We start from the raw sequence: 25,498 nt of genomic DNA on the forward strand, positions 1-25,498 counted from the left end.
GTTCGTGCCCTCCCACCTCTTTCTACGTCCGGGGCTCTGCGAGCGCACCTGCATGGCGACCCCCTACACCGTTTGGAAGGATCCTCTGTGACGCCGAAGCCGCGCTACCGCCGCACCCGCCCAGACCACCAACCCTCACACATGGCAAAGTCGCCGAAGTCTGAATCGGGCGGGCCGGTGGTCGTGCCGGTCGTGGAGTTCACCATCGACGGCGACGGGTCGATGACAGTCACGGTGGATGGGGTGCCGTATCTGCCGGATCCGTTCGCGCCCGGCTGGCGGCGCGAGTCGTTCCCGACGATCCTCGACACCCTCACCGCCCGCTACCGGACGCCGCTGAGGGTGCAGGTGCGGGAGGCGGACGGATCAGCGTTCACCGACATCATCACCCCACCTCGCGAACGACCAGGCCCGAAGCCGTGGGAAACACCGCCGGCGTCCGCGTCGCCGCCTCTGCCTGCGGTACTCCCGGTGCTGCATCAGGTGGCGGGCTCGGGGTTTGTGCCGGGTGAGGATGTCGCCGTTGCGATCATCCACGCCCACAGCGACGCCGCCCAAGATGGGAGCGCTCGTGCCCTGCTGACGGCTGAGCAGGCGGCGGCTGCGGTGACGGGTGAAGTGATCCTCGTCGGCCGCGTCTCCGGCACTCTCACTATCGGCAGAATCCAATGAGCACCCCCAGGCAGGGCGGGGCGATCGGTGATGAGCTGGCGAACCTCGGCATCATCGCCCTCATCACCGCCGCCGCCCTGGCAGTCTTGCTCCGTATCGCCGGCAGCATCACCGCCTGGGCTACCGGGGTTGCGCAGCCTTCGGGTGGGATCGAGGCCGGCCTTGGGGTGCTCCTGCATCCGGGTGATCCGGGTGCCGCGCTCGGCGCCGACGGGCTCAATGCTGTCGTCTACTGGATCGTCGCCGGCACCCTCATCCTCGCGGTCGGGGCGGCGGGGTGGTGGGTCTGGCGGACGTTCCGGGAGCAGGCACGGCGGACGAAGGTCGACCCGTATCGGATCGCTGGGATCGCCACCCGCACCGATGTGACCGCGGCTGCATCAGAGAAATCGTTGCTGCGTCGCGCGGGGCAGCTCCGCCCGTCAATCCAGCACCCGGCGGTCGGGGATGTGGGCTATCTCCTTGGTGCGTCGCGGGGTGTGGATGTGTGGGCGAGTGTGGAGGACTCGATCTTGCTGATCGGTCCGCCCCGGTCGGGGAAGGGTCTGCATGTGGTGGTCAACGCGATCCTCGATGCCCCCGGCGCGGTCGTCACCACCTCCACCCGCCCCGACAACCTCACCGCCACACTCACCGCCCGCAGCACCGACGGACGCCCGGTCGCGGTGTTCGACCCACAACACCTCACAGAAGGCGTCCCGGCAGGGCTCCGGTGGTCGCCGATCCGGGGGTGCGAGGACCCGTTGACCGCGATGATCCGCGCCACCGGACTTGCCGCAGGCACCGGCCTCTCCGCCGGCGGAGTCGAAGGCGGCGACTTCTGGGAAGGGAAAACCCGCACCGCACTCCAAGCCCTCCTCCATGCCGCCGCGTTGGATCACCGCACGCCAGCCGAGTTGTTCCGGTGGACGCTCGACCCGGCTGCCGCGTCGGATGCGGTCGCGATCCTCACCGCGAACCCGAACGTGGCCACTGGATGGGCGGACTCGTTGCAGGCAATGATCAATGCAGACCCGAGAACCCGCGACTCCATCTGGCAAGGCGTGTCGCTGTCGTTGGCGGCGCTCGCTGACCCGAGAGTTCTCGACGCCGTGAGTCCCGGCCCGGATGAGCGGTTCGATCCCGAAGAGTTCCTCCGCAAGCGCGGCACCGTCTACCTCCTCGCAACAGGTGCGGGAGCGAACAACAGCGCCGCACTGGTATCGGCGTTCGTGGAAGACCTCGTCGAAGCCGCACGCCGCCTCGCCGCCAGATCACCCGCCGCACGCCTCGACCCACCCCTCCTACTCGCTCTCGATGAGATCGGGAACCTCGCACCACTCCCATCCCTTCCGACGCTGATGGCGGAAGGCGGCGGCACGGGGATCACGACGATGCCGGTGTTACAGTCCCTCGCCCAGGCGAGGGAAAAGTGGTCGGACAACGCGGCCGGCGCGATCTGGGACGCGTCGATTGTGAAGATCATCCTCGGCGGCGCCTCCAACTCCCGCGACCTCCAAGACCTCACCACGCTCATCGGGGAGCGTGACGAGATCACCGACTCCACCACGGTCGGCGACCACGGGTCCCGCACCGCGCAACGCTCCATCCGGCGCGTGCCGATCATGCCACCCGACGTGATCCGCACCCTCCCATTCGGCACCGGCCTCATCCTCCTCCGCGCCGCACCACCGATCATCGCGCGTCTGCGTGCGTGGACCCGCCGCAAAGACGCGGACGAGCTGCAGTCGCAGCGCCGCCGTGTCGAGGAACTGCTGCAAGCAGGAACACCGGCCTCGACCGGTGCGCAGGGGGTGGCGGGCGCACCTGAGTGATAGAGCACCCCAGCCCTGGGGATGCCGTTACTGACCAGGAGTGTCCCATGGCCATCCATACGCAAGAGTCCCTGTCCGGGTTCATCGCTTCCGAACCCCACCTGTCGTTCACCGAGAAAGGTGACGCGCGTCTGTTCGTGAAGATCGGGCAGGAGCACTACCGGCGGGAAGACGATGGCTCGTTCACGCAGACCGAGACCACGTTCCATGACCTCGTCGCGTTCCGGAAGACCGCCGAACGCGCGCACCAGCGGTTTGAGAAGGGTGACAAGTTCATCGCCGAAGGGTACGTGCACCAGTACGACCACACTGACGACAACGGGCGGCAGGTCAAGGCGGAGGAGTTCGTTGCGAAGAAGATCGGTCACGACCTCGCCCGCACCCGCTACACCGTCGACCGGCCCCGCCGGACCCCAGCAACCGATTCCCTGGATGCGGGACTCGAGAACGCCGCACTCTCACCCGACACCGAACGCCGCACATCCGCCAGCACTGCTGTAGTCGGGAGGTGAACGCACATCATGACCGATGAACTGCCCCAGCAGAGCAACGCTGATCCCGACGAGATGGCGGAGGACGAGTTCGATGAGAGCTACGACCTCGACACCGAAACCCCCGGCACCGAGAACGAGGAGTCAGCCGGGCCTCCGGGGCCGGTGAACTGGAACCTCCTCACCGCCGACGCCGCGGAAGAGGAATGGCTCGCGCTCAACGAATGGGTGCACTGGCTCCGCCACACCTACGGCCTGCCCGTCGCCGTGGTTCCGCCGTTCTGGCACCGCCACCCCGAACTCGTCTGGGAGCTCTCCGCGCTGCACATTCACTGGTTGTGCGCGATCCACCCCGAAGCCAAAGGCTCCGCGATACTCGTCTGGCACCGCGACTTCGCCGAAGCCCAAGAACGCCTCCGCGACTGGACCTCAGCCTGCGGCACCCGACTGAACACCGACCGCCCCACCCGCCAGATCATCTGGCCCGGAGAGAAACCCGTCGAACCAGTCGAGGACGTGATGATCCCGAACCGCGAGGAAGACTTCGTGGAATACATGCACGCAGACGTGCAAGCACGACGTGCTGAGGAGGATGCCTTCTACAGCCGACTGGCGGGCGAGTTCTGATGAACGAGCCGGTTCCTTGCCCGCCGGCCACCGATGTGGCGACGCTCATCGGTGACAGCGAGTATGCCGAGTTCGGTGCGGGGTGGCGCGATGGGGTTTCCCGGTGCATCGCGAGCCCCGCACCGATCGAGGTACTCGAAGACCTTGCGTTACTTCTTGAAGCAGCAGCCCTGGTGGAGAGAATCAGCCCGCCGGCGTGATCCTTATCCGCTCCTCGATGGGCCCGCGTCCCGGCAGCGCGTCGATCTGGAGGATCATCCGGCGCAGGTAGTTCCGCCGTTCTTTGATCCCCTTGCTACTCCACGAACGAATCACGTCAGGGCCGTCAGCTACGACCAACTCGTCTGACTCGACCGCCTCGATGCGGCGTTGGAGTGCATCGATTCGCTGTTGAGCGTCCTCGATCAGTCCGAGCAACACGGTCACCATCGTTCCCTTGTATGCACCGGTGCCCTGCTTAGCCAGGAGCGTGTTCTTTTCTGCGGTTGCTTCATCAAGCTGGGTGAGCAGAACGTTTACCTCGTTGTCAGCCCGCGCGAGCTTCCTCCTGGCTCTGGCCCTTGTTAGTGCTTCGTCAGTGATCTGGGAGAAGAACCAGCCCAGCACGTAAGCTTCCGCCTTCACCGCACTCACCGTACAACCGCCAGGACAGTTCCCCGGCCCGCGGTGCCGGTTCGTCATACAGCGATACACATACTCGGTCTCAACATCGCCGCCAGGTCGTTCCCGCTTCTTCTGGTGCCCATAGAGGTGCCCACCGCATCGACAGAAGAGGAGGCCCGACAAAAGCCATTCGTGAGATCCCCAGGGCTTCCGAGCTTTGGACGTCTTTGCTTGCTCCAACAAACGGCGCACGCGCAACCAGGTAGCCCGGTCGCACACAGGTTCTTGAGAAATCACAGGCTCGCCGTTCGCGTCCCGCGCGATGTAGTCGAGCAAATCAATCTTCACACCTCGCTGATGCTCTGGCACTTGCCTCATCCGATAGCCGATCATCCGAGGGGATACCAGCGACCTGTAGATGGTCGCTTCGTACACGTACGCGCCCGAGGCCGTCGTGATGTCGTAGCGTTCCCTCCAATAGCGACCGATCTGAGACAAGCTCTTACCCGCGAGAACCATGTCAACTGCGTCCTTCAACGCCTTATGCTCGACAGGGTGAGGAACGAGCCGAATCCCCGTACGGCCCAGCTCGTCTGTCACACGTGGCCCAGACTTCCATCCGAATGGCGGAGTCCCACCATGATGGAAACCGGCCTCGGCCAAGTGCCGCTTCGCGGCCAGTTGCCGTTCGCTCATCGAATCTGTTTCGACTTCGGCCAACAGCGCCTTGATCCCGGTGACCAGTTTCGCGCCCGCCGTCGCGGTGTTGAGTTCGTCGGTCGAGTCTTGATGCGATCGCAACACCACACCCGCACGCTGGCAATCACCGATCCACTCGATGCAATGCGCAGCAATGCGGTTCGTGCGATCGAGCTTCCAAAACGCAACCGCCTTCACGTTCTCGGCCTTGATGTCGAGGTTGAGCTGCCGCCATCCCTTCCGGGTCTTGACCGCCGATGAACTCGCGGAGTCATTGTCGATGTACTCGCCCATCACGGTCCAACCGCCCTCCGCGGCGAGCATCCGGATGAGATCGATCCGCTGCCGCTCGATCGCGTCTGCCTTGTCCTTGTGATACTTCGACAGGCGCAGGTACAGGTAGATCGGCTGCGTCCCTGCAAGGGGCGCTTCCGGCCCGGTTCGAGCAAACGCGGGATACACCACGGATCGAGTGGTACGACCCGGACGAGCATTCAAGCCTGGACGACGCTCCAGAGTCTTCATGAGTTGCCTCCTTGATCAGGAGGTGCACTTTCCAGCTCCCAACTCGTCGAGGAAGAGCACCCCACCGCTCGCCCGCGCGATCGCGCCGGGGCGCACGGCACGGCTGCCGCCTCCCACGAGCGCCGCCGCACTGGCGCTGTGATGGGGTGCCTCGAACGGCGGAGTGCGGCAGAGGTCGGTGACCGCCTCCCCCGCGAGCGAGCGCAGGGAGGCGGCGTGGACCGCGTCGTCGTCGTCCAGATCGGGGAGGATGCCGGGAAGGCGGCGCGCCAGCATGGTCTTGCCCGCACCGGGCGGTCCGCTCATCAGCACGTGGTGCGCACCGGCGGCGGCGACGGTGAGCGCGTCCACGGCATCGGCCTGCCCGATCACGTCCGCCAGATCCGGCGGGGGCGAGGCCGCACCGCGCCGCGGAGCCGCCGGATGCGGCACGGGCTCCACCGGGACGTCGTCGACGTCGAGCCCGTGCCAGCGGGCGACGTCGCGCAGGCAGGCCGCGCCCAGCACCTCGACACCGTCCACCAGCGCCGCTTCCTCCCGGTTCGCGTGCGGCACGACCACCCTGCGCACGCCCGCGCGTGCCGCCGCGGCCACGGCGGGCAGCACCCCGGTCACCGGACGAACCCGCCCGTCGAGGCCGAGCTCGCCGATGTGCACCGTGGCGGCGAGGGACGCGGCATCCATCGCGTGCTCGGTCGCGAGCGACGCGATCGCGATGGCGACGTCCAGACCGGACCCCTGCTTCGGGAGGTTCGCCGGTGACAGGTTGACGGTGAGTTTGCGTCGCGGGAGCGGCAGGTCGCTGTTCGCGCAGGCGTTGTGCACCCGCTGATGGGCCTCGCCGATGGCCTTGTCGGCGAGGCCGATGATCGAGAACCCCGGAGTCTGATTCGACAGGTCCGCCTCGACCTCGACGAGATCACCCCGCAGGCCCGTCAGCACGACGCCCCAGGTGCGGCCGACCGTCATCGCACGTCCTTCAGGTGCTCCAGCACGGCGGTGGCCGGATCGTCGCCGGTCACCCCGATCACATCCACACGTGTGCGGCGTCGACGCGAGAGGTCGGGATGCGCCGACGCCCATGCGTGGGCCAGGCGCCACAGGCGTGCGCGTTTGCGCGCGTCGACGGCGTCGAACGGGTGCCCGAACATCACCGATCGTCGTGTCTTCACCTCCACGACGACGAGGTCGCCGCCGTCGACGGCCACGATGTCGATCTCCCCCACGGCGCACCGCCAGTTGCGATCGAGGACCGTGTATCCGTTCAGCGCGAGGTGTCGCGCGGCGCGATCCTCACCCGCCCGACCGAGCTCGTCCTTGTCTGCCATGGCAGCAGACTGGCGTCATCGGCGGCCGTGCGCGGGCGCGGCGACGGGATCGGTGGACGGTCGATCGGCGTCCGGCGCTGGGGAGGAGCCGACGTCTCGTCCGCGGCGCGGGTGCGCTCAGGAGTCGAGCGAGAGCTCGTCGGGGAGTTGGAAGTCCCGGCGCTGGAGTTCCTCGACGTTGACGTCCTTGAACGTGAGCACGCGGACCGACTTCACGAACCGGTCGGCGCGGTAGATGTCCCACACCCACACGTCGGTCATGGAGATCTCGAAGTAGAAGTCGTGCTCGGTGTCGCGGCGCACGACGTTCACGTCGTTGGCGAGGTAGAACCGGCGCTCCGTCTCGATGACGTAGGCGAACTGGGAGACCACGTCGCGGTACTCCTTGTACAGCGCCAGCTCGAGTTCGCGGTCGTAGTCGTCAAAGCCCTCGTCGTCCATGGTGCTCCCATCCTATGCGGGCGGCGGGGGCGGGCGGATGCCGCCGCATCCGCGTCAGAACAGCGTCGGCGCGTCGGCGATGGCCCACGACGCCCGATGATGCGCGCTCAGCCCGTGCGCGCGGATCGCATCGCGGTGCTCCAGGCTCGCGTACCCCTTGTTGCGCTCCCACCGGTAGACGGGGTGCTCGTCGTGCAGGCGCGTCATGAGGTCGTCGCGGGCGACCTTGGCGAGCACGGAGGCCGCCGCCGCCGACGCGCAGTCGCGGTCCGCCTTCACGATGGGACGCACCCGCAGACCGGACCCTCCCGCCGGGGTGATGTAGTCGTGGTTGCCGTCGAGGATGACGATCGCCTCTTCCGGGACGATGCCCGCGGCCCGGAGATCCGCGATGGCGCGCAGCGCGGCGAGGCCCAGGGCGCGGATGATCCCGACCTCGTCGATCTCCGCGGCGCTCGCCCAGCCCACCGCAGACGCACCGACCCACGCGGCCGCGCGAGCGGCCACGTCCGGGCGGCGGTGCTCGGCGACGAGCTTGGAATCGCGCAGGCCCTCGGGGATGCGGCGCCGCGCGCCGGCGGCATCCATCACCGCGGCGCCGACCGCCACCGGGCCGGCCAACGCTCCCCGCCCGACCTCGTCGCACGCGATGACCAGCGCGTGCTCCTTGAGCAGCCGGCGCTCGACGGTCAGACGCGGAGCGACGACGCTCATTCCGCTCCCGGCGCCGGCACCCCCGCGAACACCGCGTGGTGCCCGTCGATCGTGCCGAAGCGGTCGAACGGCCAGGTGATCAGGAACGCGCGCCCGACGACGTTGTCCAGCGGCACGAAGCCCTTGTTGGGCTGATCCATGTTGTAGCGCGAGTCGCGGGAGTGGTCGCGGTTGTCGCCCATGACCCACAGCGAGTTCTCCGGCACGACGACGTCGAACGGGACCGGCTGGGGCGCGCTCTGGCCCGGGGAGAGGTTCAGGTACGGGGTCTCGTCGATCGGGGTGCCGTTGACGGTCACCTGCCCGATCGCGTTGCAGCAGACCACGTGGTCGCCGCCGACGCCGATGATGCGCTTGATCAGGTGCTCGTCACTGTCGGAGGCCGTGATGCCCACGAGAGACAGCAGCCAGTCGGCGGCCTGGGCGAGCGGCGGCTGATCCGGCGTGGCCGGCGCCGCGGGGAGCCAGCCGCCCGGGTCGCGGAAGACCACGACATCACCGCGCTCGTACCCGCCGAAGCGGGGGGTGAGCTCGTCGACGAGGATGCGGTCCTTGATCAGCAGCGTCTGCTCCATCGAGCCCGACGGGATGTAGAACGACCGCACCAGGAACGTCTTGATCACGAACGAGACCACGACGGCGATCAGCACGATCACCAGCACGTCGCGCAGCAGCATCCAGATGCCTCGACGGCGGCGTTGGCGAGGAGGGAGCGCCGTGTCCGGAGCCGTGATGTTGTCCGAAGTCATGCCTGTCTTTCTCGATCTCGGAGCCGCCCGTCGGTACCGCCCCTCAAGGGTCGCACATGCGCGCGCCGTCGGCTCCACACGCCTCGCCGGGACGACGGATGCCCCGGACCGCAGAGGTCCGGGGCATCCGTGAGGAGGAACGCGTCAGCCGCGCTTCTCCTTGATCTTGGCCTTCTTGCCGCGGAGGTTCCGCAGGTAGTAGAGCTTCGCGCGGCGGACGTCACCACGGGTGACGACCTCGATGTGGTCGATCACCGGGCTGTGCACGGGGAACGTGCGCTCCACGCCGACCTGGAAGCTGATCTTGCGGACGGTGAAGGTCTCGCGCACTCCGTCTCCCGAGCGGCCGATGACGACGCCCTGGAAGACCTGGATGCGGGAACGGTTGCCTTCGGTGATGTTCACGTGCACCTTGACGGTGTCACCGGGGGCGAAGGCGGGGATGTCGCTGCGCAGCGATGCCGCGTCGACGGCGTCGAGAATCTGCATGATCGTCACTTCCTGCGACCGCCACAGGTCGATCGCGAGATGGGGATGGTAAGGATTCGTGTGCCCGAGGCGATCGTTGCCGACGCCGTGCTCCCCTGAGGCAGAGCCTGTTCAGGGCACAAACAGCCATTCTGCCATGGATGCCGGGTGCATCCAAACCGCGTCGGTCAGGACGACGGGGGCGTGTTCTCGCGGATGACGATGATCTCCTCCGGCTCGGATGCGCGCGGAGCGTCGTCGCGCGCCGGGGCCACGTACCCCATGCCGGACGGCGTGCGCAGGATCGAGACCCGCGGACCGGCCTCGCGCCACAGCTGCGACAGCGACGACCACATGGCCGCGACGCCCAACGCGACGGTCACCGCGAAGACGGGCCACCACCACCGGCCGTCGAACACGCCGAGAGCGACGACGAGCACGTGCCACGCGCCGATCACCCCGGCATCGCGCCACGAGACGGCACGCTCGGCCCGCACGGTGCCGCGCGCCCGCACGAGCAGCGCGAGGATCAGCTGCCACACGAACACGATCGGCGCCGACAGCAGCACCCACAGCAGCGCCCACGGGCTCGCACCGAACACGATCCAGCCGACGACCAGCCACAAGGGCAGGACGAACGCCGCCGGAACGAGCCACCGGAAGAACGTCTGTCGCAGCCACATACCTTCGATGCTACGCCGGTCGGACAGAATAGATCCTGACGAAAGGATCACGATGATCGAGCTGCGCACCCCCGCCGAGATCGAGGCGATGCGTCCCGCGGGACGATTCGTCGCCGAGACGCTGGTGGCCCTCCGCGAGGACACGAAGGTCGGCACCAACCTGCTGACCATCGATCGGCGGGCGCACGAGCTCATCCGACGCGCCGGCGCGGAGTCCTGCTACATCGACTACCACCCGTCGTTCGGCGCCAGCCCGTTCGGCAAGGTGATCTGCACCTCGGTCAACGACGCCGTCCTGCACGGCCTCCCCCACGACTACGCGCTGCGCGACGGCGACCTCGTGACGCTCGACTTCGCCGTGTCGATCGACGGCTGGGTCGCCGACTCGGCGGTCTCCTTCGTCGTGGGCACGGCGCGCGACGAGGATCTGGCGCTCATCGACACGACGCAGCGCGCCCTCGACGCCGCGATCGGCGCGGCATCCGTCGGGGGGCGGATCGGCGACATCTCGCACGCGATCGCCGAGGTCGCGCGCGCCGACGGTTACGAGATCAACACCGATTTCGGCGGGCACGGAGTCGGACGCACGATGCACGGCGACCCGCACGTGCCCAACGACGGCAAGCCGAATCGCGGCTACCCGCTGCGGGCCGGGCTCGTGGTCGCCCTGGAGCCGTGGTTCCTGCAGACGACCGACGAGCTCGTGACCGACCCCGACGGCTGGACCCTCCGCAGCGCCGACGGTTCGCGCGGCGCGCACGCCGAGCACACCGTCGCCATCACCGACGACGGTCCGCTGATCCTCACGGATCGCTCGTTCCTCGGCGTCGACTGAGGAGCGGATCGCGGCCGGTCCGCCGCGCCGCTCAGTCCGCCAGCAGGTCCGGCCTGCGCGCGCGGGTCCGTTCGACCTGCTGCGCGCGTCGCCAATCGGCGACGCGGCCGTGGTGGCCGCTGAGCAGCACGTCGGGCACGTCGTAGCCGCGCCAGGCGGCGGGCTTCGTGTACGACGGGTACTCCAGCAGCCCGTCCTCGTGCGACTCCTCCACGAGGCTCTCGGGATTGCCCACGACGCCGGGGACGAGCCGTCCGACGGCTTCGATCATCGCCATGGCGGCGACCTCGCCCCCGTTGAGCACGTAGTCGCCGATGCTCGTCAGGCTCACCTCGCCGAGGGTGGCGGCGTAGGCGAACACGCGTTCGTCGATGCCCTCGTAGCGGCCGCAGCCGAACACCAGATGCGTCTCGGCGGACGCCCAGTCTCGCGCGGTCCGCTGCGTGAACACGGTGCCCGCGGGCGACGGGAACACGAAGCGCAGCGGCCCGTCGGCATCCGCGGCGATCGCGTCGAGCACCTCGCCCCACGGCTCCGGCTTCATGACCATCCCCGCCCCGCCGCCGTAGGGCGTGTCGTCGACGGTGCGGTGACGATCGTGCGCGTAGTCGCGCAGGTCGTGGACCCGCACGTCCAGGATGCCGGCGCCACGGGCTCTGCCGAGGAGCGAGACCTCCAGCACGTCGAAGAACGCCGGGAAGATCGTGACGACGTCGATTCGCACGTCAGTCCTCGGCGGGTGCAGCCTCGGCGTCGGCGTCCGCCTCGGGGGCGTCGTCGTCGCCCGGGAGCTCCTCGAAGAGCCCGGCGGGGGGTGTCACGGTGATCGTGCCGGCGGCGATGTCGACGTCGGGGACGATCGCGGCCACGAAGGGCACGAGGATCTCGTCGTCGCCGCTGAGAGGGCGCACGACGAGCAGATCCTGGGCCGGCAGGTGGTCGACGCGGATCACACGGCCGACGGGCTCGCCGTCCCGCTGAACCGTGAGCCCGACCAGCTGGTGGTCGTACCAGGCGTCGTCCTCGGCCACGGCCGACTCGTCCTGGTCGATCCAGAGGATGGCGCGCACGATGCTCTCGGCGGCCGTCCGGTCCTCGACCTCCTCGAAGAAGGCGACGGGGTGGGAGTTCATCCAGCGGAACTCGCGCACCGTCAGCGTCTTGCCGTGCCACGGGGAGGACTCGGGGACCTGCAGGGTGAAGACGGCGCCCGGGACGAATCGTCCGTCGGGGTCGTCGGTGTACAGCTCGAGCTTGAGGGCGCCCTTCAGGCCATGGGCCTTCACGAGACGCCCGACGCGCAGCTGCGTGCGTGCGGGGCCGGCCGTCGCCATGTCAGTCTTCCGCGACGTCGACGCGGACGCGGGCACCGTCGGCGAGAGCGGACACGAGGGTGCGCAGCGCCTTGGCCGTGCGTCCGCCGCGCCCGATCACCCGACCTCGGTCGTCGGGGTGCACGCGCACCTCGAGGACGTCGCCACGCGGCGACGAGGAGGAACGGATGATGACATCCTCAGGGTGATCGACGATCCCCTTGACGATGTGTTCGAGCGCGGCGGAGAGCAACGGTCTTACTCTGCGTCGGTCTGCTCGGCCTCGGCCGGAGCCTCGACCTCGGCGGCGGGCTCTTCGGCCTTCTTCTCCGCCTTCGGCTTGATGACCGACTTCTTGGCGGAGTCGATCTGGAACTCCTCCTTGGCCGCGGCCGTCTTGACGGTCGAGACGGCGTTCGCGTCGCCCTTGAAGCGACCCCAGTCGCCCGTGAGCTTCAGCAGCGCGGCGACCTGCTCGGTCGGCTGCGCGCCGACGGACAGCCAGTACTGCGCACGCTCCGAGTCGACCTCGATGAACGACGGCTCCTCGGTGGGGTGGTACTTGCCGATCTCCTCGATCACACGACCGTCGCGCTTGGTGCGCGAGTCGGCGACGACGATGCGGTAGTAGGGCGCACGGATCTTGCCGAGGCGCTTGAGACGGATCTTGACAGCCACAATTCTCCTGAATGGTGTTGTGAGGTGATGAACGACGCTCGGGCTGTGGGGTGCACACCCGGCGGAAGCTCTAGGGTGGACGCGATCGCCGGATAGAGGGTCGAGCGAGCGGTCCAACGGTCTATTTTGCCAGATCGTGACGGATGCCGCGAACACGCCGTACTCCGCGTGTCAGACTGTGGGCCATGACGGTGCCCTTCGCGACATCCAGCCGGTCCACTGTCGGCATCGAGTGGGAGCTCATGCTCGCCGACGAGCAGACCGGCGACCTCGTCCCCCGGGCGCCGGAGATCCTCGCCGCACTGGGCGATTCCACGTCGTTGGAGCGTCACACGATCACCGGCGAGCTGCTGACGAACACGATCGAGGTCACCAGCGGCGTCGGCGACACGGTCGCGGCGGTCGTCGACGACATCGCCGACGCCATCGCGGCGATCCGCCGGGAGACCGATCCGCGCGGCATCGCGCTCCTGTGCGCCGGAAGCCATCCGTTCGCCCAGTGGTACGAGCAGGAGGTCACCGACAAGACGCGCTACCACAAGCTCATCGAGCGCACCCAGTGGTGGGGCCGCAACATGATGATCTGGGGCATCCACGTGCACGTCGGCGTCGACGACGTCAACAAGGTCTTCCCGATCATCGGTGCCCTCACCGCCTATCTGCCGCATCTGCAGGCGTTGTCGGCATCCAGCCCCTTCTGGGCCGGCGAACGCACGGGATACGCCTCGAACCGCGCCCTCGTCTTCCAGCAGCTGCCCACGGCAGGACTGCCCTGGCCGCTGACCGCGTGGCCGGAGTACGAGTCGTATCTCGACGACATGGTGCGCACGGGGGTCATGGAGGACGCCACCGAGGTCCGTTGGGACATCCGCCCGGCACCGCGCTGGGGGACGATCGAGGTGCGCGCGTGCGACGGGATGTCGACGCTTCCCGAACTGGCCGCCGTCGCGGCGCTGGTCCAGGTGCTGGTGGAGCACTTCTCGCGCGAGCTCGACGCGGGGCGCACCCTGCCCGCACTGCAGCCGTGGTTCGTCCGGGAGAACAAGTGGCGGGCGGCGCGCTACGGCACCGAGGCGCGCGTCATCGTCGATCGCGACGGAACCCAGCGCCCCGTGGCCGAGCACCTGCGCGAGACGCTCGCCGCGCTGGAGGACGTCGCTCGCGATCTGCACTGCGCGCGCGAGTTCGCGGGGGTCGGCCGCATCCTCGACGAGGGCGGCAGCTCCGCTCGTCAGCTGCTCGTCGCGGACGCGGCCGGAGGGGACCTCCGCGCCGTGGTGCACCACCTGATCCGCGAGTTCCGCGCCGGACCCACACTGCACGAGCACCTCGCCGGCCTGGCCGACTGAGCGGCGTCGGCGCTCTCGGCCCGCGCATCGGATCACCCGGGCGTGTTCACACCGGGCGGAGCCTAGAGTGAAGCGGTGCGCACCCGCAGGCTCGTTCCGGTCGCCGCCGTCTCCGGCGCCGTCATCGCCGTGGCAGCGCTCGCCCTGTCCGGGTGCGCCGCGGCGGTTCCGGACGGCTCCGCCGACGCGCGGCGCCCGGAGCCCGCCCGCGACGCGCCGACCGCCGCCCCGGTACCCGCCGCACGCGCGGCCGCGCCGAGTGCGACCGGTGGCCTGGTGGTCACCATCGGCGACTCGATCATGGCCGGGCTCGGTCTGGACGAGGACGAGGCCTGGCCCGCGCTGCTGGCGCGCGACACCGGCGCGGACATCGTGAACCTGTCGTGCAGCGGCGCGGGCTTCACGATCGAGGGCGACTGCGGCGATGATCTCGGCGGCCTGGTCGACGAGGCCATCGCGATGGACCCCGCGGTGGTCATCATCCAGTCCTCCGACAACGACGTGGACGCGGCGCAGGACGAGATCGACGACGCCACGCGGGCGGCCGTCGACCGGCTCCGCGCCGGCCTCCCGGATGCGCGACTGATCGGCATCGACACCCTCTGGCACATCGACGACGACGAGCCCGACGCGATCGGCTGGGCCAGCGACGCCCTGCAGAGCGCCCTCGACGCCGACGACGGTGTCTTTGTCTCCATCGGGCAGCCGCTGCGCGGGCGACCCGACCTGCTGCAGTGGGACGGCGAACACCCCACCGCCGAGGGACAGGTCGTCCTGGCGGATGCCGTGGAGGCCGCCCTCGACGAGGCCGGCATCACCCTCTGACGGGTCAGCCCTTCCCGAAGAGCTTCTGGATCTCCGCGAGCTCCGCCTCGGTCGGCTGCGGCGCGGAGGCGCCGAGGCCGAAGCCCGACCCGGCGGGGCCGCTCGGCGCCGCGGCCGCGAGGCCCGCGTTCTCGGCGGCGCGCTTGGCCGGGTTGCCGGAGCGGGAGCCGCTGCGCGCCTTCTGCTTGCCGCCCCGCTTGCTCGACGCGCCGGGCCTTCCGCCCACCGGCCCCATGCCCGGGATGTTGGGCACTCCGCCCCGTGCGACGGTCTTCATCATCTTGGCGGCCTGCTCGAAGCGCTGCACGAGCTGGTTGACATCGGTGACGGTCATCCCCGAGCCGCGCGCGATGCGCAGGCGACGGGAGCCGTTGAGCACCTTGGGGTTGCGGCGCTCTCCCGGGGTCATGGAGCGGATGATCGCCTCGGTGCGGTCGATCTCGCGGTCGTCGAAGTTCTCCAGCTGCTGCTTCATCTGGCCCATGCCCGGCAGCATGCCGAGCATCTTCTTCATCGACCCCATCTTCTTCATCTGCTGAAGCTGGTCGAGGAAGTCCTCGAGGGTGAACTGCTCGGTCGCGAGCTTCTCGGCGACCTTCCGCGCCTCCTCCTCGTCGAAGGCCTGCTGCGCCTGCTCGATGAGGGTGAGGATGTCGCCGAGGTCGAGGATGCGGCTGGCCATGCGATCGGGGTGGAAGGCCTCGAGGTCCTCGAGGTTCTCGCCCGTCGAGGCGAAGATGATCGGACGGCCCGTCACGGACGCGACCGAGAGGGCCGCGCCGCCGCGAGAGTCGCCGTCGAGCTTGCTGAGCACCACACCGGTGAAATCGACGCCCTCCTGGAACGCCTTGGCGGTGTTCACGGCATCCTGACCGGTGAGCGCGTCGATCACGAACAGCACTTCGTCGGGATCGGTGGCCGTGCGGATGTCCGCGGCCTGCTTCATGAGCTCGGCATCCACACCCAGGCGACCGGCGGTGTCGATGATGACCACGTCGTGCTGCTGGCGGCGCGCGGTCTCGACGCCGTCGCGCGCGACCCGCACGGGGTCGCCGACGCCGTTGCCCGGCTCCGGCGCGTAGATCGCCGCACCGGCGCGCTCGGCGACGACCTGGAGCTGGTTGACGGCGTTCGGACGCTGGAGGTCGGCGGCCACGAGCAAGGGGGTGTGCCCGTCCTTCTCGAGCTGCTTCGCGAGCTTGCCGGCGAAGGTCGTCTTGCCCGATCCCTGGAGACCGGCCAGCATGATGACGGTCGGCGGGTTCTTCGCGAACTGCAGCCGGCGCTGCTGACCGCCGAGGATCGCGACGAGCTCTTCGTTGACGATCTGCACGACCTGCTGCGCGGGGTTGAGTGCCCGGTTCACCTCGTCGCCGAGGGCGCGTTCGCGCACCTTCGCGGTGAACTCCTTGACCACGATCAGCGCGACGTCGGCGTCGAGGAGGGCCCGACGGATCTCGCGGACCGTCCCGTCGACGTCGGCGGGCGTGAGCTTGCCCTTGGTGCGCAGATTGCGGAAGGTCTCTGTCAGCCGATCGCTGAGGGTGCCGAAAGTCGCCATGATGCCCCGATTCTACGGGACCGGCCTCGCCCTCAGCCCTTCGCGAGCGCCAGCGCGTCCTCCCAGAGCGGTGCGAGCGCCGACCGTCCCGGCCCCGCGACCGCCCATGCCCAGACGGCGGCGAGCAGGGCGCCGGCCAGCGCGCCGCCGCGGACGTCCGCGGCGAGACGACCCTCGCCGCGGTCTACGAGCCCGTCGCTGACGGCGCGCGCCAGCCGGGCCGTGCGGAGCGCTCGTTCCGTGGCGAGGTCGGGCTCCATGCCCATCGCGGTCGCGTGCGTGATCGCGAGGGCCAGGCTGTCGGGGGCGAAGCCGTCCACGAGTGCCCGCAGGGCCGACACCGGGTCGGCGCCGGCCGCGAGCGTCGCGCACGCCGTGTCGGCGCGTTCGTCGAATCCACTCCAGAGGACGTCGGCCTTGGAGGAGAAGTAATTGAAGAAGGTGGAGCGGCTGACTCCGGCGCGCGTCGTGATGTCGGCGACGGTGGTCTCGGTGTAGCCGCGTTCGAGGAACAGCTCCGAGGCGGCCTCGGCGATCGTCGCCCGAGATGTGGCGCGCGGGCGACCGGAGCTCATCCCCTCACCCTACTGGGGCGTATTGTGGGTTCCCGATCGTGTTTTTAGACGCCGTGCAGAAATGATGCCACCGGCATCCCTTCTGCCTCCTCACCCACCGACACCGGAGGAGCACACCATGCTCGATGTGCAGACCGTGGGCCTCGCGCCCGATCTCGTCCCCTACACGGACGGCTGGAGCCTGCAGCGGGAGATCCACGCCGGCGTCGTCGCCGGGGAACGCCCCGACACGCTGCTGCTGCTCGAGCACGAGCCCGTCTTCACCGCGGGCGCGCGCACCGCCCGCAACGAGCGTCCGACCGACGGCACGCCCGTCGTCGACGTCGACCGCGGAGGGAAGATCACCTGGCACGGCCCCGGGCAGCTCGTCGGCTACCCGATCGTGCGGCTGACCGAGCCGGTCGACGTCGTCGCCCACGTGCGGCGCATCGAGCAGATCCTCATCGAGGTGCTCGCCGGCCTCGGCGTCGAGGGCTACCGCGTCGAGGGGCGCAGCGGCGTGTGGGTGCGCCGCCCCCTCTCCGAGGACAAGATCGCCGCCATCGGGGTGCGCGTGCAGCGCGGTGTCACGATGCACGGGTTCGCCCTCAACTGCGACAACTCCCTCCTGCCCTTCTCCCAGATCGTCCCGTGCGGCATCTCGGATGCCGGAGTCACGACGATCAGCGAGGTGCTCGGGCGCGACGTCTCCCCCGCCGACGTGCAGGATCTCGTGGCCGATGCCTTCCGGGCGTCGTTCGTCGAGGCCGCGGAGGTCGCGGCATGAGCGCGTGCGGAGTGACCCCCAGCGGCGACACCGGTCCGGCCAACGCGCCGGAGGGCCGCAAGCTCCTGCGTCTGGAGGTGCGCAACGCCCAGACGCCGGTCGAGCGCAAGCCCGAGTGGATCCGCACGAAGGCGAAGATGGGCCCCGAGTACCAGGCCCTGCAGTCGCTCGTGAAGGACGAGGGACTGCACACCGTGTGCCAAGAGGCGGGCTGCCCCAACATCTACGAGTGCTGGGAGGATCGCGAGGCGACCTTCCTCATCGGCGGATCGCAGTGCACACGGCGCTGCGACTTCTGTCAGATCGACACCGGCAAGCCGGCGGACTACGACACCGATGAGCCCCGGCGCGTCGCGGACAGCGTGCGCAGGATGCAGCTGCGGTATGCCACGGTCACCTGCGTGGCCCGCGACGACCTCCCCGACGGCGGGGCGTGGCTGAACGCCGAGACCATCCGCCAGATCCACGCCGTCAACCCGGAAACCGGTGTGGAGCTGCTCGCGACCGATTTCAACGGCGAGCCACGTCTCCTCGACGAGGTCTTCGCCGCGCGCCCCGAGGTGTTCGCGCACAACGTGGAGACGGTGCCGCGCATCTTCAAGCGCATCCGCCCCGCATTCCGCTACGAGCGCTCCCTGGATGTGCTCACCCAGGCGCGCGCGGCCGGGCTGATCACGAAGTCGAACCTCATCCTCGGCATGGGCGAGGAGCCGGAGGAGGTCGTCCAGGCCCTCCAGGACCTTCACGACGCCGGCACCGACATCATCACGATCACGCAGTACCTCCGCCCGACGCCCCGCCACCTGCCGGTGGCGCGGTGGGTGCGTCCGCAGGAGTTCGTGGAGTTCAAGGAGGAGGCGGAGCGGATCGGGTTCCTGGGCGTCCTCGCCGGTCCGCTCGTGCGCTCCTCCTACCGTGCCGGCCGCCTCTGGGCGCAGTCGATGACGGCGAAGGGCCGCGAGATCCCGGCGCACCTGTCGCACCTCGCCGACGCACAGCTGGGATTCGCCCAGGCCGTCTGACGCCGCCGCTCCGTCCGCGAGCCGCTACTGCGCGTCCGAACCGCCATCGCGCGTGCCGTCCGGGCTGTAGCGGCTCGGCCAGGGCGTAGCGGCTCGCGGGGGGGGGGGGGGGGGGGGGGGGGTCAGTCGGCGCTCGTGACCGACTTGACGTCGCCGTCGCTGGTGAGGTTTACCAGCAGCACCTCGTCGGTGGCGTCCGGGTCGAGCGCGTACTCGAGCACGGCGAAGGGGTCGGAACCGCCGTGCTCGTCGGCGAGGATCGTCATGCTCACCAGCTGCAGCGAGCGGATGATGTCGATGTGCACGTCGCCGGAGATGTCGACGAGCACGTCCTCGAGGTCGTCTCCGAGGGTCTCCTGCTGTTGCAGCAGGTACTCCGTCACCTCGCTCGTGCGGTCGTCCAGCTCCGCCACCATGGCGTTCCGGGCCTGCAGGTCGATCTGCTCGAGCGCGTTGATCATGGCCGCGGCGACGTCGAGCGCGGCCGCGGACACGTCGTCCTGATCGGGCGCCGTGAGGTCCACCGTCACGCGCTGATCCGCGAAGTCGACCACCTCGGACCAGAAGATCGATCCGTCGGGCCCGGACTCCAGCAGTCCGAAGTAGTCGTGCTCGATCGCCATGTCCCTATGCAACCACCCTCGGCGCCCGTGCGCGACCCCGCGGCGTCATCAGTCGACGAGCGCGGCGGCGAAGACGTGCGGCGTGAAGCCGGTGAGGTCTCCGATGCCTTCGCCCTGTCCCAGGAGCTTCACGGGGATGCCGGTGCGCTCCTGCACCGCCAGCACGAACCCGCCCTTCGCGGAGCCGTCGAGCTTGGTGATCACCAGTCCCGTGACGCCGGCGTGCTCGAGGAACGCCTCCGCCTGCATGACGCCGTTCTGGCCCGTCGTGGCGTCGAGGACGAGGAGCACCTCGCTGATGGGGGCCTGCTTCTCGATCACCCGACGGATCTTCGTCAGCTCGTCCATGAGGCCGCCCTTGGTGTGCAGGCGTCCCGCGGTGTCGACGAGCACGATCTCGGTGCCGTGGGCCTTCGCGTAGTCGATCGTCTGGAAGGCCACGGATGCCGGATCCTGCCCCTCCTGCTGCGGGCGGACGATCGTCGCTCCCCCGCGTTCGGCCCACGTCGCCAGCTGGTCGACCGCGGCGGCACGGAAGGTGTCCGCTGCGCCGACGACGACCGAGCGGCCGTAGCGCTGCAGGAACTTCGCGAACTTGCCGATCGTGGTCGTCTTGCCCACGCCGTTGACGCCGACGACGAGCACCACCGCCGGGCGCTCCGTGAGCCGCAGCGTCGTGTCGAACTTCGCGAAGTGCTCTTCGAGGGTCTCCCTCAGCATCCGCTGCAGATCGCGCGGGTCGGTCGTGCGGAAGCGGTCGACCTTCTCGTGCAGCTCATCGATGATGCGTTCGGTGATGTCTGGGCCGAAGTCCGCGGTCAGCAGTGCCGTCTCCAGGTCGTCCCAGGTGTTCTCGTCGATCGTGGGCTTGACGAACATGCCGCGCAGAGCGCGACCGAGCGACCAGGGATTCTCCGCCATGACTTCAGCCTAGATGCCCGCGCGGCGCACGCCGTCAGGCGCTCTCGCGCTCGCGCACCCGCTGGCCGACGACGGCGGAGACGCCGTCCTGGCGCATGGAGACGCCGTAGAGGGCGTCGGCGATCTCCATCGTGCGCTTCTGGTGGGTGATCACGATCAGCTGGCTGGACGCGCGGAGCCGTTCGAACACGCCCAGGAGCCGGCCGAGGTTGGCGTCGTCGAGCGCCGCCTCGACCTCGTCGAGGATGTAGAACGGGCTGGGCCTGGCCATGAAGATCGCCGTCAGGAGCGCCACCGCGGCGAGCGAGCGCTCACCGCCGGAGAGCAGCGACAGGCGCTCGATCTTCTTCCCCACGGGGCGCACGGCGACCTCGATGCCGGTCGTGAGCGGGTTGTCGGGGTCGGTCAGCGAGATGCTCCCCGAGCCTCCGGGGAAGAGGATCGGGAACACTTCGCCGAACGCGACGCGGGTGTCCTCGAACGCCGCGACGAAGATCGTCTGCATCCGCTCGTCGAGCTCGGCGATGATCGTCTGCAGATCGGAGCGCGTCTGCACCAGGTCGGCGAGCTGCTCCGTGAGGAACGCATGGCGCTGCTCGAGCGCCGCATACTCCTCGAGCGCGAGCGGGTTCACCCTGCCCAGCTGCACGAGCTTGCGTTCGGCCTCCTGGAGGCGCTTTCGCTGCGCGGCACGGTCGTACGTCTCCGGCGGTGCGTCATCCCCGGTGGGGATCGGCACGTCGGGACCGTATTCCGCGACGAGAATATTCTCGTCCAGGCTCAGTTCGGAGGCGACCCGCTCGAGCAGGCTCGTCACGTGGAGGCGCTTCTCGTGCATCTGGAGCTCGAGGCCGTGGACGCTCTCGGTGAGACGGCTGAGGCGTTCGCGGACGGTCGCCTCCTCCGCCCGGAGGGTCGTGAGCTCCGCGGTCAACGCGGTGCGCGCCTGCTCGGCGAGCTGCAGCTCCACGCGAGCCTGCGTCACGGACCGGTCGACCGAGTCGAGCACGGGAGGCAGCGCGTCGGCGACGTCGGCGGCGAGCTCCCGCTGCGCACGGCGGATCACGGCGCGACGCGCGGCCTCTGCCGCCGCGGCGCGCTCCCGCTCGCGCTGACGCACCAGCTGATCGACGCGGGCCTCACCCGCCCGTACCCGTTCGCGGAGCGTCTCGACGTCGAGACGGGCACGCATCTCCCGGTCGCGCGCGGCCTCGAGGGCGTCGAGGAGACCGTCGCGTGCGGAGGCGTCGAGCATCGGGCGGGGTGCCTGCTGTGCGCTCTCCAGCGCGTCGTTCGCCGCACGCGCCGCCTTCTCGGCATCCGCGACGGCGGCCGACGCCTGCGCGAGGCCCGCCTCGAGGCGTTCGCACTCCGCGACGGCCGCCTCGTGGCGCACCGTCGCACGATTGACCTGCTCGGTGTGGGCGGCGAGGGCGGCGTCGTGCTCCCTGAGGCTCTGCAGCGCGTCGCGGGTTCGGGTGCGCGCCGCGTTCCACCCGTCCTGCGCCTCGGCCAGGGCTTCGCGCAGCGAGTCGGCGACCACGGTGATCTCCGACAGGCGCTCCGCGGCCGCGTCGCGCTCGGCGGCCAGCTCCAGGCGGGACCGGCCGGCGCCCGACCCGGCCCGCATCGTGTACTCGGTCACCACCTCGCCGAGACGGGTGACGACGGTCACGGGCAGACCGCCGTTCGCCGCCGCCAGAGCGCGTCCGGCGGCGTGCGCGGAGTCGAGGTCCTCGACGATGGCGACCCTCGACAGGATGCCGAGGATGCCGTCGGGGGCGGTGACGACGTCCCGGGCGCTCACCGCCGCGGTGCCGGCGACGGCCAGAGCGGATCCGGCGGAGAGATCGGCGACGGCGATGTCGACCCGCCCGAGATCGGCGGCGCCCGCGGCACGCGCGAGCGCGACGGCCGCTTCCACGTCGTCGACGAGCACGCCCTCGGCGAGGGCGCCGAGGGCGGCCGCGATCGCCGCCTCGTAGCCCGGGCGCACCTTCACGTCGTCACCGACGAGTCCGCGGATGCCGGTGCCACCGCGGGCGATGAGCTCGGCCGCGGCGTTGCGAACGTCCAGCGCGCGCCCGAGGGCCGCGGTCTGGGCCGTGAGCGACTCGCGCTCCCGCTCCGACGCGTGCAGGCGCTCGCGCAACGCGGTCACCTCGTTCTCCGCCGTCGTCGCGTCGCGCTGCGCACGCTCGTACGCGGCGGTGTGCTCGGCCGAGGAGCCCTCCGCCGAGAGATCGGGATCCACCCCGGCGAGCACCTCGGCCACCTCCGATCGCCGGGCGAGCGCCGCATCCAGGGCGCGCTGCTGACGCTCGACCGCTGCGCGCACGGCGTCGAGGCGGGACGCGGCGGCATCCGCGGCACCGCGCAGCTTCGTGAGACGCATGTCGTGGGCGGAGACCAGAGCGCTCTGCGCGGCGATGTCGGCGTCCAGCGCGTCGAGCTCGGCGCGGGCGCGCATCACGTCGCGCGCCGCCGCCTCCGCGGCATCCTGAGCACCGCCCAGGCCCGCGGAGATCTCGTCGATCTCGGCGCGCGCCTCATCGATCGCGGACTGGCTGACGGTCGCCACCTCGATGCCGAGTGTGCCGTCGTCCTCCAGGAGCGCCAGCCGCTGGCCGGCCAGGGAGAAGAGTCCGCGCAGGCGCTCCTGCACGCGTTCGAGGCCGAAGGCGACGGCCCGGGCGCCGTCGACGGCCTCGGAACGCTGCTGGGCCTCCAGCGCGTCGATCCGCAGCTTCAGCTGCTCGGACGAGTCCTGGAGCACGAGCCGCTCCGCGCTGCGTTCCTGCTCGTTGCGGGCGTGGTCGGCCAGCTGCGCCCGCAGCCCCACGAGTTCGTCGGCGAACAGGCGCGCCTTCGCATCACGCACGACCGCGGCGATCGTCGCGGCCTCTCGGGCGATCTCGGCCTGCTTCCCGAGCGGCTTGAGCTGCCGGCGCAGCTCGCCCGCGAGGTCGCTCAACCGCGTCAGGTTCGCTTCCATCGCCTCGAGCTTGCGGAGCGTCTTCTCCTTGCGGCGGCGGTGCTTGAGGATGCCCGCGGCTTCCTCGATGAAGCCGCGCCGGTCCTCCGGACTCGCCTGAAGCACGCTGTCGAGCCGGCCCTGGCCGACGATGACGTGCATCTCGCGTCCGAGCCCCGAGTCGCTGAGCAGCTCCTGCACGTCGAGGAGGCGACAGCCGACCCCGTTGATGGCGTACTCGCTCGTGCCGTTGCGGAAGAGGGTGCGGCTGATGGTCACTTCGCTGTACTCGATCGGCAGCGCGCCGTCGCTGTTGTCGATCGTCAGCTGCACCTCGGCACGGCCGAGGGGTCCGCGGGTGGAAGTCCCGGCGAAGATGACGTCTTCCATCTTGCCGCCGCGGAGGGTCTTCGCCCCCTGCTCGCCCATCACCCAGGCCAGGGCGTCGACGACGTTCGACTTCCCCGACCCGTTGGGGCCGACGATGCAGGTCACACCGGGCTCGAGTGCGAAGGTGGTCGGCTGCGCGAACGACTTGAAGCCCTTGAGCGTCAGGCTCTTCAGGTGCATTCGGGCGTCCTCCAGGGGTGGGTGTGCGAACCACGCTATCGGAACGACACGCGAACGCCGGCTTGACGCGCGACGAGAACAGCCGCTATCGTCACAGATCGCGTCTGAAGTCGAGAAAGGAGGTCCCCGACATGATTCGTTTGAACGCCACCGGCAGCGCCGCATTCGCGATGCGCGCCCTTCCGTTCCGTGAGCCGACGGGGACCGTCTCCTTCGACGCCTTCCGCGGCGTCTGCTGACGCGAACACAGGAGAACTCCGCCCGTCACGCGGGCGAGAGCGACCTCGCGCAGTCCTCCGGCACCGACGTCCACGTTGCGTGTGCCCACCGCCGTAGCCCGGCCAGACACCTGCCCTCGCGCGCATCTGCGCGCACTCACCGAAAGCACCACGATGCATACCTTCATCGCGTCGGTTCTGCACGCCAACGATCCCGAACGCCGCCGCATCCGTCTCGCCGAGCGCGAGCGCGAGCAGCGCGAGCTCGAATGGCAGCGCCGCCGACAGATCCTTCCGTATCTCTGACCCGCGCCCGGGGGCGACGACGACCGTCGCCCCCGGCCCTCACCACCAAGGAGAGAACATGACCACCACCGCCGCGGAGCTCCGCTTCCGCCCCTTGAACGTCCCGACATCGATGAGCGGTGACGACGCTGCCGACTTCCGCGAGTTCACCCGGGTGCGCAACCTCGTCTACCGCGAGATCGCCGGCAACGACGACGACGCGCTGACGCCGGAGGAGCTGCTCCCCCACTACCAGCCGGATCCGGACGAGATCCGCATCGCCTGGATGGCGCTGTCCGACGGCGAGGTCGTCGGCCGTGTCGGCATCGACATCCCGCTCGAGAGCGGGTCGCGCAACGCCTTCTGGCTGGTGGAGCTGCTCGCCGCGCACCACGGGCGCGGCATCGGTTCCGCCGGCTACGCGCTCATCGAAGAGGCGGCGCGCGCACACGGGCGCACCGTCCTGCAGTCGTGGGCGCAGCATCCCGACGCCGCGGGCGAGCGCCTGCAGGCGCCGACCGGGTTCGGCTCGATCCCGAAGGATCACGCGGCGCGCTTCTACCTGCGCCACGGCTACGCCCTCGAGCAGATCGAGCGTCAGAGCGAACTCGATCTGCCCGCGAGCGACGCCACGGTGGCCAGGCTCCTCGACGAGGCGGCCTCGGCGTCGGCGGGCTATCGCGTCGTGCAGTGGCAGGCGCCGACACCGGCGGAGTACGCCGAGGGGTTCGCCTGGATGAAGTCGCGCATGTCCACGGACGCCCCCAGCGCCGATCTCGAGTTCGACGAGGAGGTGTGGGATGCCGAGCGTCTCGCGCGTCACGATGCGAAGTACGCCGAGTCGGGTCGCATCAAGCTCGTGACCGCTGCCCAGCACATCGGCACCGGCGCGCTCGTGGCCTTCAACGAGCTCGTGCTCGGCACCGATCCGACCGGGCCCAGCCACCAGGAGGATACCCTCGTGCTCCGTGAGCACCGGGGACACAAGCTCGGTCAGCTGGTCAAGTGCGCCGGTCTGCGGACCTGGCGCAGCGAGATCGCCCCGGCATCCCCGAAGGTCATCACCTACAACGCCGAGGAGAACCGGCCGATGCTCGACATCAACGAGGCCATCGGCTTCGTGCCGGTGGCCTACAACGGGGCGTGGAAGAAGGTGCTCGCGTGAGTCG

At 69.7% G+C, this 25,498-nt stretch carries 27 protein-coding genes and 1 pseudogene; 11 read left to right on the forward strand and 17 right to left on the reverse strand.

Annotation, left to right across the window (positions count from 1 at the left end; translation table 11 throughout):
• The first annotated feature begins 87 nt into the window (after window positions 1–87).
• From KY498_RS03475 to KY498_RS03490, 4 genes are read left to right on the forward strand one after another with little or no spacing between them, the layout of a single operon-like run.
• On the forward strand, window positions 88–672 hold the full coding sequence (locus tag KY498_RS03475) for a hypothetical protein (protein ID WP_258186434.1): 585 nt from the start codon (window positions 88–90) through the stop codon (window positions 670–672).
• Window positions 669–2,486 (forward strand): TraM recognition domain-containing protein, encoded by a 1,818-nt coding sequence (locus tag KY498_RS03480; protein WP_219879495.1) that lies wholly within the window; start codon window positions 669–671, stop codon window positions 2,484–2,486. The genes KY498_RS03475 and KY498_RS03480 overlap by 4 nt, the downstream gene beginning before the upstream one ends.
• Window positions 2,487–2,533: 47 nt before the next feature.
• On the forward strand, window positions 2,534–2,998 hold the full coding sequence (locus tag KY498_RS03485) for a single-stranded DNA-binding protein (protein ID WP_219879496.1): 465 nt from the start codon (window positions 2,534–2,536) through the stop codon (window positions 2,996–2,998).
• A 9-nt stretch (window positions 2,999–3,007) separates the two neighbouring features.
• A complete protein-coding gene (locus tag KY498_RS03490) occupies window positions 3,008–3,604 on the forward strand; it encodes a DUF4913 domain-containing protein (RefSeq protein ID WP_219879497.1) in 597 nt (198 codons plus the stop codon).
• 183 nt (window positions 3,605–3,787) lie between these two features.
• Here KY498_RS03490 and KY498_RS03495 read toward each other — a convergent pair whose 3' ends face one another.
• The 8 genes and pseudogenes from KY498_RS03495 to KY498_RS03530 form a co-directional block, all read right to left on the reverse strand.
• Window positions 3,788–5,431 (reverse strand): recombinase family protein, encoded by a 1,644-nt coding sequence (locus KY498_RS03495; protein ID WP_219879498.1) that lies wholly within the window; start codon window positions 5,429–5,431, stop codon window positions 3,788–3,790.
• Between the two features lie 36 nt (window positions 5,432–5,467).
• Window positions 5,468–6,400, reverse strand: a pseudogene (locus tag KY498_RS03500) (ATP-binding protein); the annotation flags it as partial.
• Entirely contained in the window at window positions 6,397–6,759 is a 363-nt protein-coding gene (locus KY498_RS03505) for a YraN family protein (protein ID WP_101306239.1), read from the reverse strand. The pseudogene KY498_RS03500 and the gene KY498_RS03505, both read right to left, overlap by 4 nt.
• A 117-nt stretch (window positions 6,760–6,876) precedes the next feature.
• A complete protein-coding gene (locus tag KY498_RS03510) occupies window positions 6,877–7,200 on the reverse strand; it encodes a DUF2469 domain-containing protein (protein WP_060958485.1) in 324 nt (107 codons plus the stop codon).
• Window positions 7,201–7,254: 54 nt separating this feature from the next.
• Window positions 7,255–7,914, reverse strand: a complete 660-nt coding sequence (locus KY498_RS03515) for a ribonuclease HII (protein WP_101306238.1) — start codon at window positions 7,912–7,914, stop codon at window positions 7,255–7,257.
• Entirely contained in the window at window positions 7,911–8,663 is a 753-nt protein-coding gene (gene lepB / locus KY498_RS03520) for a signal peptidase I (protein WP_060958483.1), read from the reverse strand. Before lepB ends, KY498_RS03515 begins: the two co-directional genes overlap by 4 nt.
• A gap of 144 nt (window positions 8,664–8,807) precedes the next feature.
• A complete protein-coding gene (gene rplS / locus KY498_RS03525) occupies window positions 8,808–9,152 on the reverse strand; it encodes a 50S ribosomal protein L19 (protein ID WP_060958579.1) in 345 nt (114 codons plus the stop codon).
• Between the two features lie 167 nt (window positions 9,153–9,319).
• The gene (locus tag KY498_RS03530; protein ID WP_060958482.1) at window positions 9,320–9,814 is read right to left on the reverse strand and encodes a hypothetical protein; all 495 of its coding nucleotides are present in this window, start codon (window positions 9,812–9,814) and stop codon (window positions 9,320–9,322) included.
• A gap of 52 nt (window positions 9,815–9,866) precedes the next feature.
• On the opposite strand from KY498_RS03530, the gene map reads away from it, so the two are divergent.
• Window positions 9,867–10,649, forward strand: coding sequence for a type I methionyl aminopeptidase (map, locus tag KY498_RS03535; protein WP_191008508.1), 783 nt, complete (start codon window positions 9,867–9,869; stop codon window positions 10,647–10,649).
• Between the two features lie 31 nt (window positions 10,650–10,680).
• Here the strand turns inward: map and trmD are convergent, their stop codons facing one another.
• Genes trmD through rpsP form a run of 4 tightly spaced genes read right to left on the reverse strand, consistent with a single transcriptional unit; the run spans window position 10,681 to window position 12,640 of the window.
• Window positions 10,681–11,373, reverse strand: coding sequence for a tRNA (guanosine(37)-N1)-methyltransferase TrmD (trmD, locus tag KY498_RS03540; RefSeq protein ID WP_101306236.1), 693 nt, complete (start codon window positions 11,371–11,373; stop codon window positions 10,681–10,683).
• 1 nt (window position 11,374) lies between these two features.
• Window positions 11,375–11,983, reverse strand: coding sequence for a ribosome maturation factor RimM (rimM, locus tag KY498_RS03545; RefSeq protein ID WP_191008507.1), 609 nt, complete (start codon window positions 11,981–11,983; stop codon window positions 11,375–11,377).
• Between the two features lies 1 nt (window position 11,984).
• Window positions 11,985–12,215, reverse strand: coding sequence for an RNA-binding protein (locus KY498_RS03550; protein WP_191008506.1), 231 nt, complete (start codon window positions 12,213–12,215; stop codon window positions 11,985–11,987).
• A 5-nt stretch (window positions 12,216–12,220) separates the two neighbouring features.
• Window positions 12,221–12,640 carry a 30S ribosomal protein S16 gene (gene rpsP / locus KY498_RS03555; protein WP_060958477.1) on the reverse strand — a complete coding sequence of 140 codons (420 nt, stop codon included), beginning with the start codon at window positions 12,638–12,640 and terminating at the stop codon, window positions 12,221–12,223.
• 185 nt (window positions 12,641–12,825) lie between these two features.
• Between rpsP and KY498_RS03560 the strand changes: the two genes are divergently transcribed.
• Both KY498_RS03560 and KY498_RS03565 read left to right on the forward strand, forming a co-directional pair.
• Window positions 12,826–13,989: a glutamate--cysteine ligase gene (locus KY498_RS03560; RefSeq protein ID WP_060958476.1), complete on the forward strand. Its 1,164-nt coding sequence runs from the start codon at window positions 12,826–12,828 to the stop codon at window positions 13,987–13,989.
• A gap of 75 nt (window positions 13,990–14,064) precedes the next feature.
• Entirely contained in the window at window positions 14,065–14,814 is a 750-nt protein-coding gene (locus KY498_RS03565) for an SGNH/GDSL hydrolase family protein (protein WP_191008505.1), read from the forward strand.
• Window positions 14,815–14,818: 4 nt separating this feature from the next.
• Here the strand turns inward: KY498_RS03565 and ffh are convergent, their stop codons facing one another.
• Window positions 14,819–16,375: a signal recognition particle protein gene (ffh, locus tag KY498_RS03570; protein ID WP_061781802.1), complete on the reverse strand. Its 1,557-nt coding sequence runs from the start codon at window positions 16,373–16,375 to the stop codon at window positions 14,819–14,821.
• Between the two features lie 32 nt (window positions 16,376–16,407).
• Window positions 16,408–16,950, reverse strand: coding sequence for a TetR/AcrR family transcriptional regulator (locus tag KY498_RS03575; RefSeq protein WP_191008504.1), 543 nt, complete (start codon window positions 16,948–16,950; stop codon window positions 16,408–16,410).
• Window positions 16,951–17,068: 118 nt separating this feature from the next.
• On the opposite strand from KY498_RS03575, the gene lipB reads away from it, so the two are divergent.
• Both lipB and lipA read left to right on the forward strand, forming a co-directional pair.
• Window positions 17,069–17,716 carry a lipoyl(octanoyl) transferase LipB gene (gene lipB, locus KY498_RS03580; protein WP_191008503.1) on the forward strand — a complete coding sequence of 216 codons (648 nt, stop codon included), beginning with the start codon at window positions 17,069–17,071 and terminating at the stop codon, window positions 17,714–17,716.
• Window positions 17,713–18,738: a lipoyl synthase gene (gene lipA / locus KY498_RS03585; protein ID WP_191008502.1), complete on the forward strand. Its 1,026-nt coding sequence runs from the start codon at window positions 17,713–17,715 to the stop codon at window positions 18,736–18,738. The genes lipB and lipA overlap by 4 nt, the downstream gene beginning before the upstream one ends.
• A gap of 122 nt (window positions 18,739–18,860) precedes the next feature.
• Here the strand turns inward: lipA and KY498_RS03590 are convergent, their stop codons facing one another.
• From KY498_RS03590 to smc, 3 genes are read right to left on the reverse strand one after another with little or no spacing between them, the layout of a single operon-like run.
• Window positions 18,861–19,361: a DUF2004 domain-containing protein gene (locus KY498_RS03590; RefSeq protein ID WP_191008501.1), complete on the reverse strand. Its 501-nt coding sequence runs from the start codon at window positions 19,359–19,361 to the stop codon at window positions 18,861–18,863.
• Between the two features lie 48 nt (window positions 19,362–19,409).
• Entirely contained in the window at window positions 19,410–20,282 is an 873-nt protein-coding gene (gene ftsY, locus KY498_RS03595; protein ID WP_060958470.1) for a signal recognition particle-docking protein FtsY, read from the reverse strand.
• A gap of 34 nt (window positions 20,283–20,316) precedes the next feature.
• Window positions 20,317–23,826: a chromosome segregation protein SMC gene (gene smc / locus KY498_RS03600; RefSeq protein ID WP_191008500.1), complete on the reverse strand. Its 3,510-nt coding sequence runs from the start codon at window positions 23,824–23,826 to the stop codon at window positions 20,317–20,319.
• 392 nt (window positions 23,827–24,218) lie between these two features.
• Here smc and KY498_RS16485 point away from each other — a divergent pair, with 392 nt between their 5' ends.
• Both KY498_RS16485 and KY498_RS03605 read left to right on the forward strand, forming a co-directional pair.
• Complete coding sequence (locus KY498_RS16485) at window positions 24,219–24,350, forward strand: hypothetical protein (RefSeq protein ID WP_255266054.1); 132 nt, start codon at window positions 24,219–24,221, stop codon at window positions 24,348–24,350.
• A 58-nt stretch (window positions 24,351–24,408) separates the two neighbouring features.
• Entirely contained in the window at window positions 24,409–25,494 is a 1,086-nt protein-coding gene (locus tag KY498_RS03605; RefSeq protein ID WP_191008499.1) for a GNAT family N-acetyltransferase, read from the forward strand.
• Window positions 25,495–25,498 lie beyond the last annotated feature (4 nt).

This window comes from Microbacterium sp. PAMC21962, assembly GCF_019443465.1.
Lineage (GTDB): Bacteria > Actinomycetota > Actinomycetes > Actinomycetales > Microbacteriaceae > Microbacterium > Microbacterium hominis.

Bases quoted from the DNA above. Each gene is read 5' to 3' on its own strand.
- KY498_RS03480 (WP_219879495.1), top strand. From the start codon at position 669: ATGAGCACCCCCAGGCAGGGCGGGGCGATCGGTGATGAGCTGGCGAAC.
- KY498_RS03485 (WP_219879496.1), top strand. From the start codon at position 2,534: ATGGCCATCCATACGCAAGAGTCCCTGTCCGGGTTCATCGCTTCCGAA.
- KY498_RS03490 (WP_219879497.1), top strand. From the start codon at position 3,008: ATGACCGATGAACTGCCCCAGCAGAGCAACGCTGATCCCGACGAGATG.
- KY498_RS03495 (WP_219879498.1), bottom strand. From the start codon at position 5,431: ATGAAGACTCTGGAGCGTCGTCCAGGCTTGAATGCTCGTCCGGGTCGT.
- KY498_RS03505 (WP_101306239.1), bottom strand. From the start codon at position 6,759: ATGGCAGACAAGGACGAGCTCGGTCGGGCGGGTGAGGATCGCGCCGCG.
- KY498_RS03510 (WP_060958485.1), bottom strand. From the start codon at position 7,200: ATGGACGACGAGGGCTTTGACGACTACGACCGCGAACTCGAGCTGGCG.
- KY498_RS03515 (WP_101306238.1), bottom strand. From the start codon at position 7,914: ATGAGCGTCGTCGCTCCGCGTCTGACCGTCGAGCGCCGGCTGCTCAAG.
- lepB (WP_060958483.1), bottom strand. From the start codon at position 8,663: ATGACTTCGGACAACATCACGGCTCCGGACACGGCGCTCCCTCCTCGC.
- rplS (WP_060958579.1), bottom strand. From the start codon at position 9,152: ATGCAGATTCTCGACGCCGTCGACGCGGCATCGCTGCGCAGCGACATC.
- KY498_RS03530 (WP_060958482.1), bottom strand. From the start codon at position 9,814: ATGTGGCTGCGACAGACGTTCTTCCGGTGGCTCGTTCCGGCGGCGTTC.
- map (WP_191008508.1), top strand. From the start codon at position 9,867: ATGATCGAGCTGCGCACCCCCGCCGAGATCGAGGCGATGCGTCCCGCG.
- rimM (WP_191008507.1), bottom strand. From the start codon at position 11,983: ATGGCGACGGCCGGCCCCGCACGCACGCAGCTGCGCGTCGGGCGTCTC.
- KY498_RS03560 (WP_060958476.1), top strand. From the start codon at position 12,826: ATGACGGTGCCCTTCGCGACATCCAGCCGGTCCACTGTCGGCATCGAG.
- ffh (WP_061781802.1), bottom strand. From the start codon at position 16,375: ATGGCGACTTTCGGCACCCTCAGCGATCGGCTGACAGAGACCTTCCGC.
- KY498_RS03575 (WP_191008504.1), bottom strand. From the start codon at position 16,950: ATGAGCTCCGGTCGCCCGCGCGCCACATCTCGGGCGACGATCGCCGAG.
- lipB (WP_191008503.1), top strand. From the start codon at position 17,069: ATGCTCGATGTGCAGACCGTGGGCCTCGCGCCCGATCTCGTCCCCTAC.
- lipA (WP_191008502.1), top strand. From the start codon at position 17,713: ATGAGCGCGTGCGGAGTGACCCCCAGCGGCGACACCGGTCCGGCCAAC.
- KY498_RS03590 (WP_191008501.1), bottom strand. From the start codon at position 19,361: ATGGCGATCGAGCACGACTACTTCGGACTGCTGGAGTCCGGGCCCGAC.
- ftsY (WP_060958470.1), bottom strand. From the start codon at position 20,282: ATGGCGGAGAATCCCTGGTCGCTCGGTCGCGCTCTGCGCGGCATGTTC.
- smc (WP_191008500.1), bottom strand. From the start codon at position 23,826: ATGCACCTGAAGAGCCTGACGCTCAAGGGCTTCAAGTCGTTCGCGCAG.
- KY498_RS16485 (WP_255266054.1), top strand. From the start codon at position 24,219: ATGCATACCTTCATCGCGTCGGTTCTGCACGCCAACGATCCCGAACGC.
- KY498_RS03605 (WP_191008499.1), top strand. From the start codon at position 24,409: ATGACCACCACCGCCGCGGAGCTCCGCTTCCGCCCCTTGAACGTCCCG.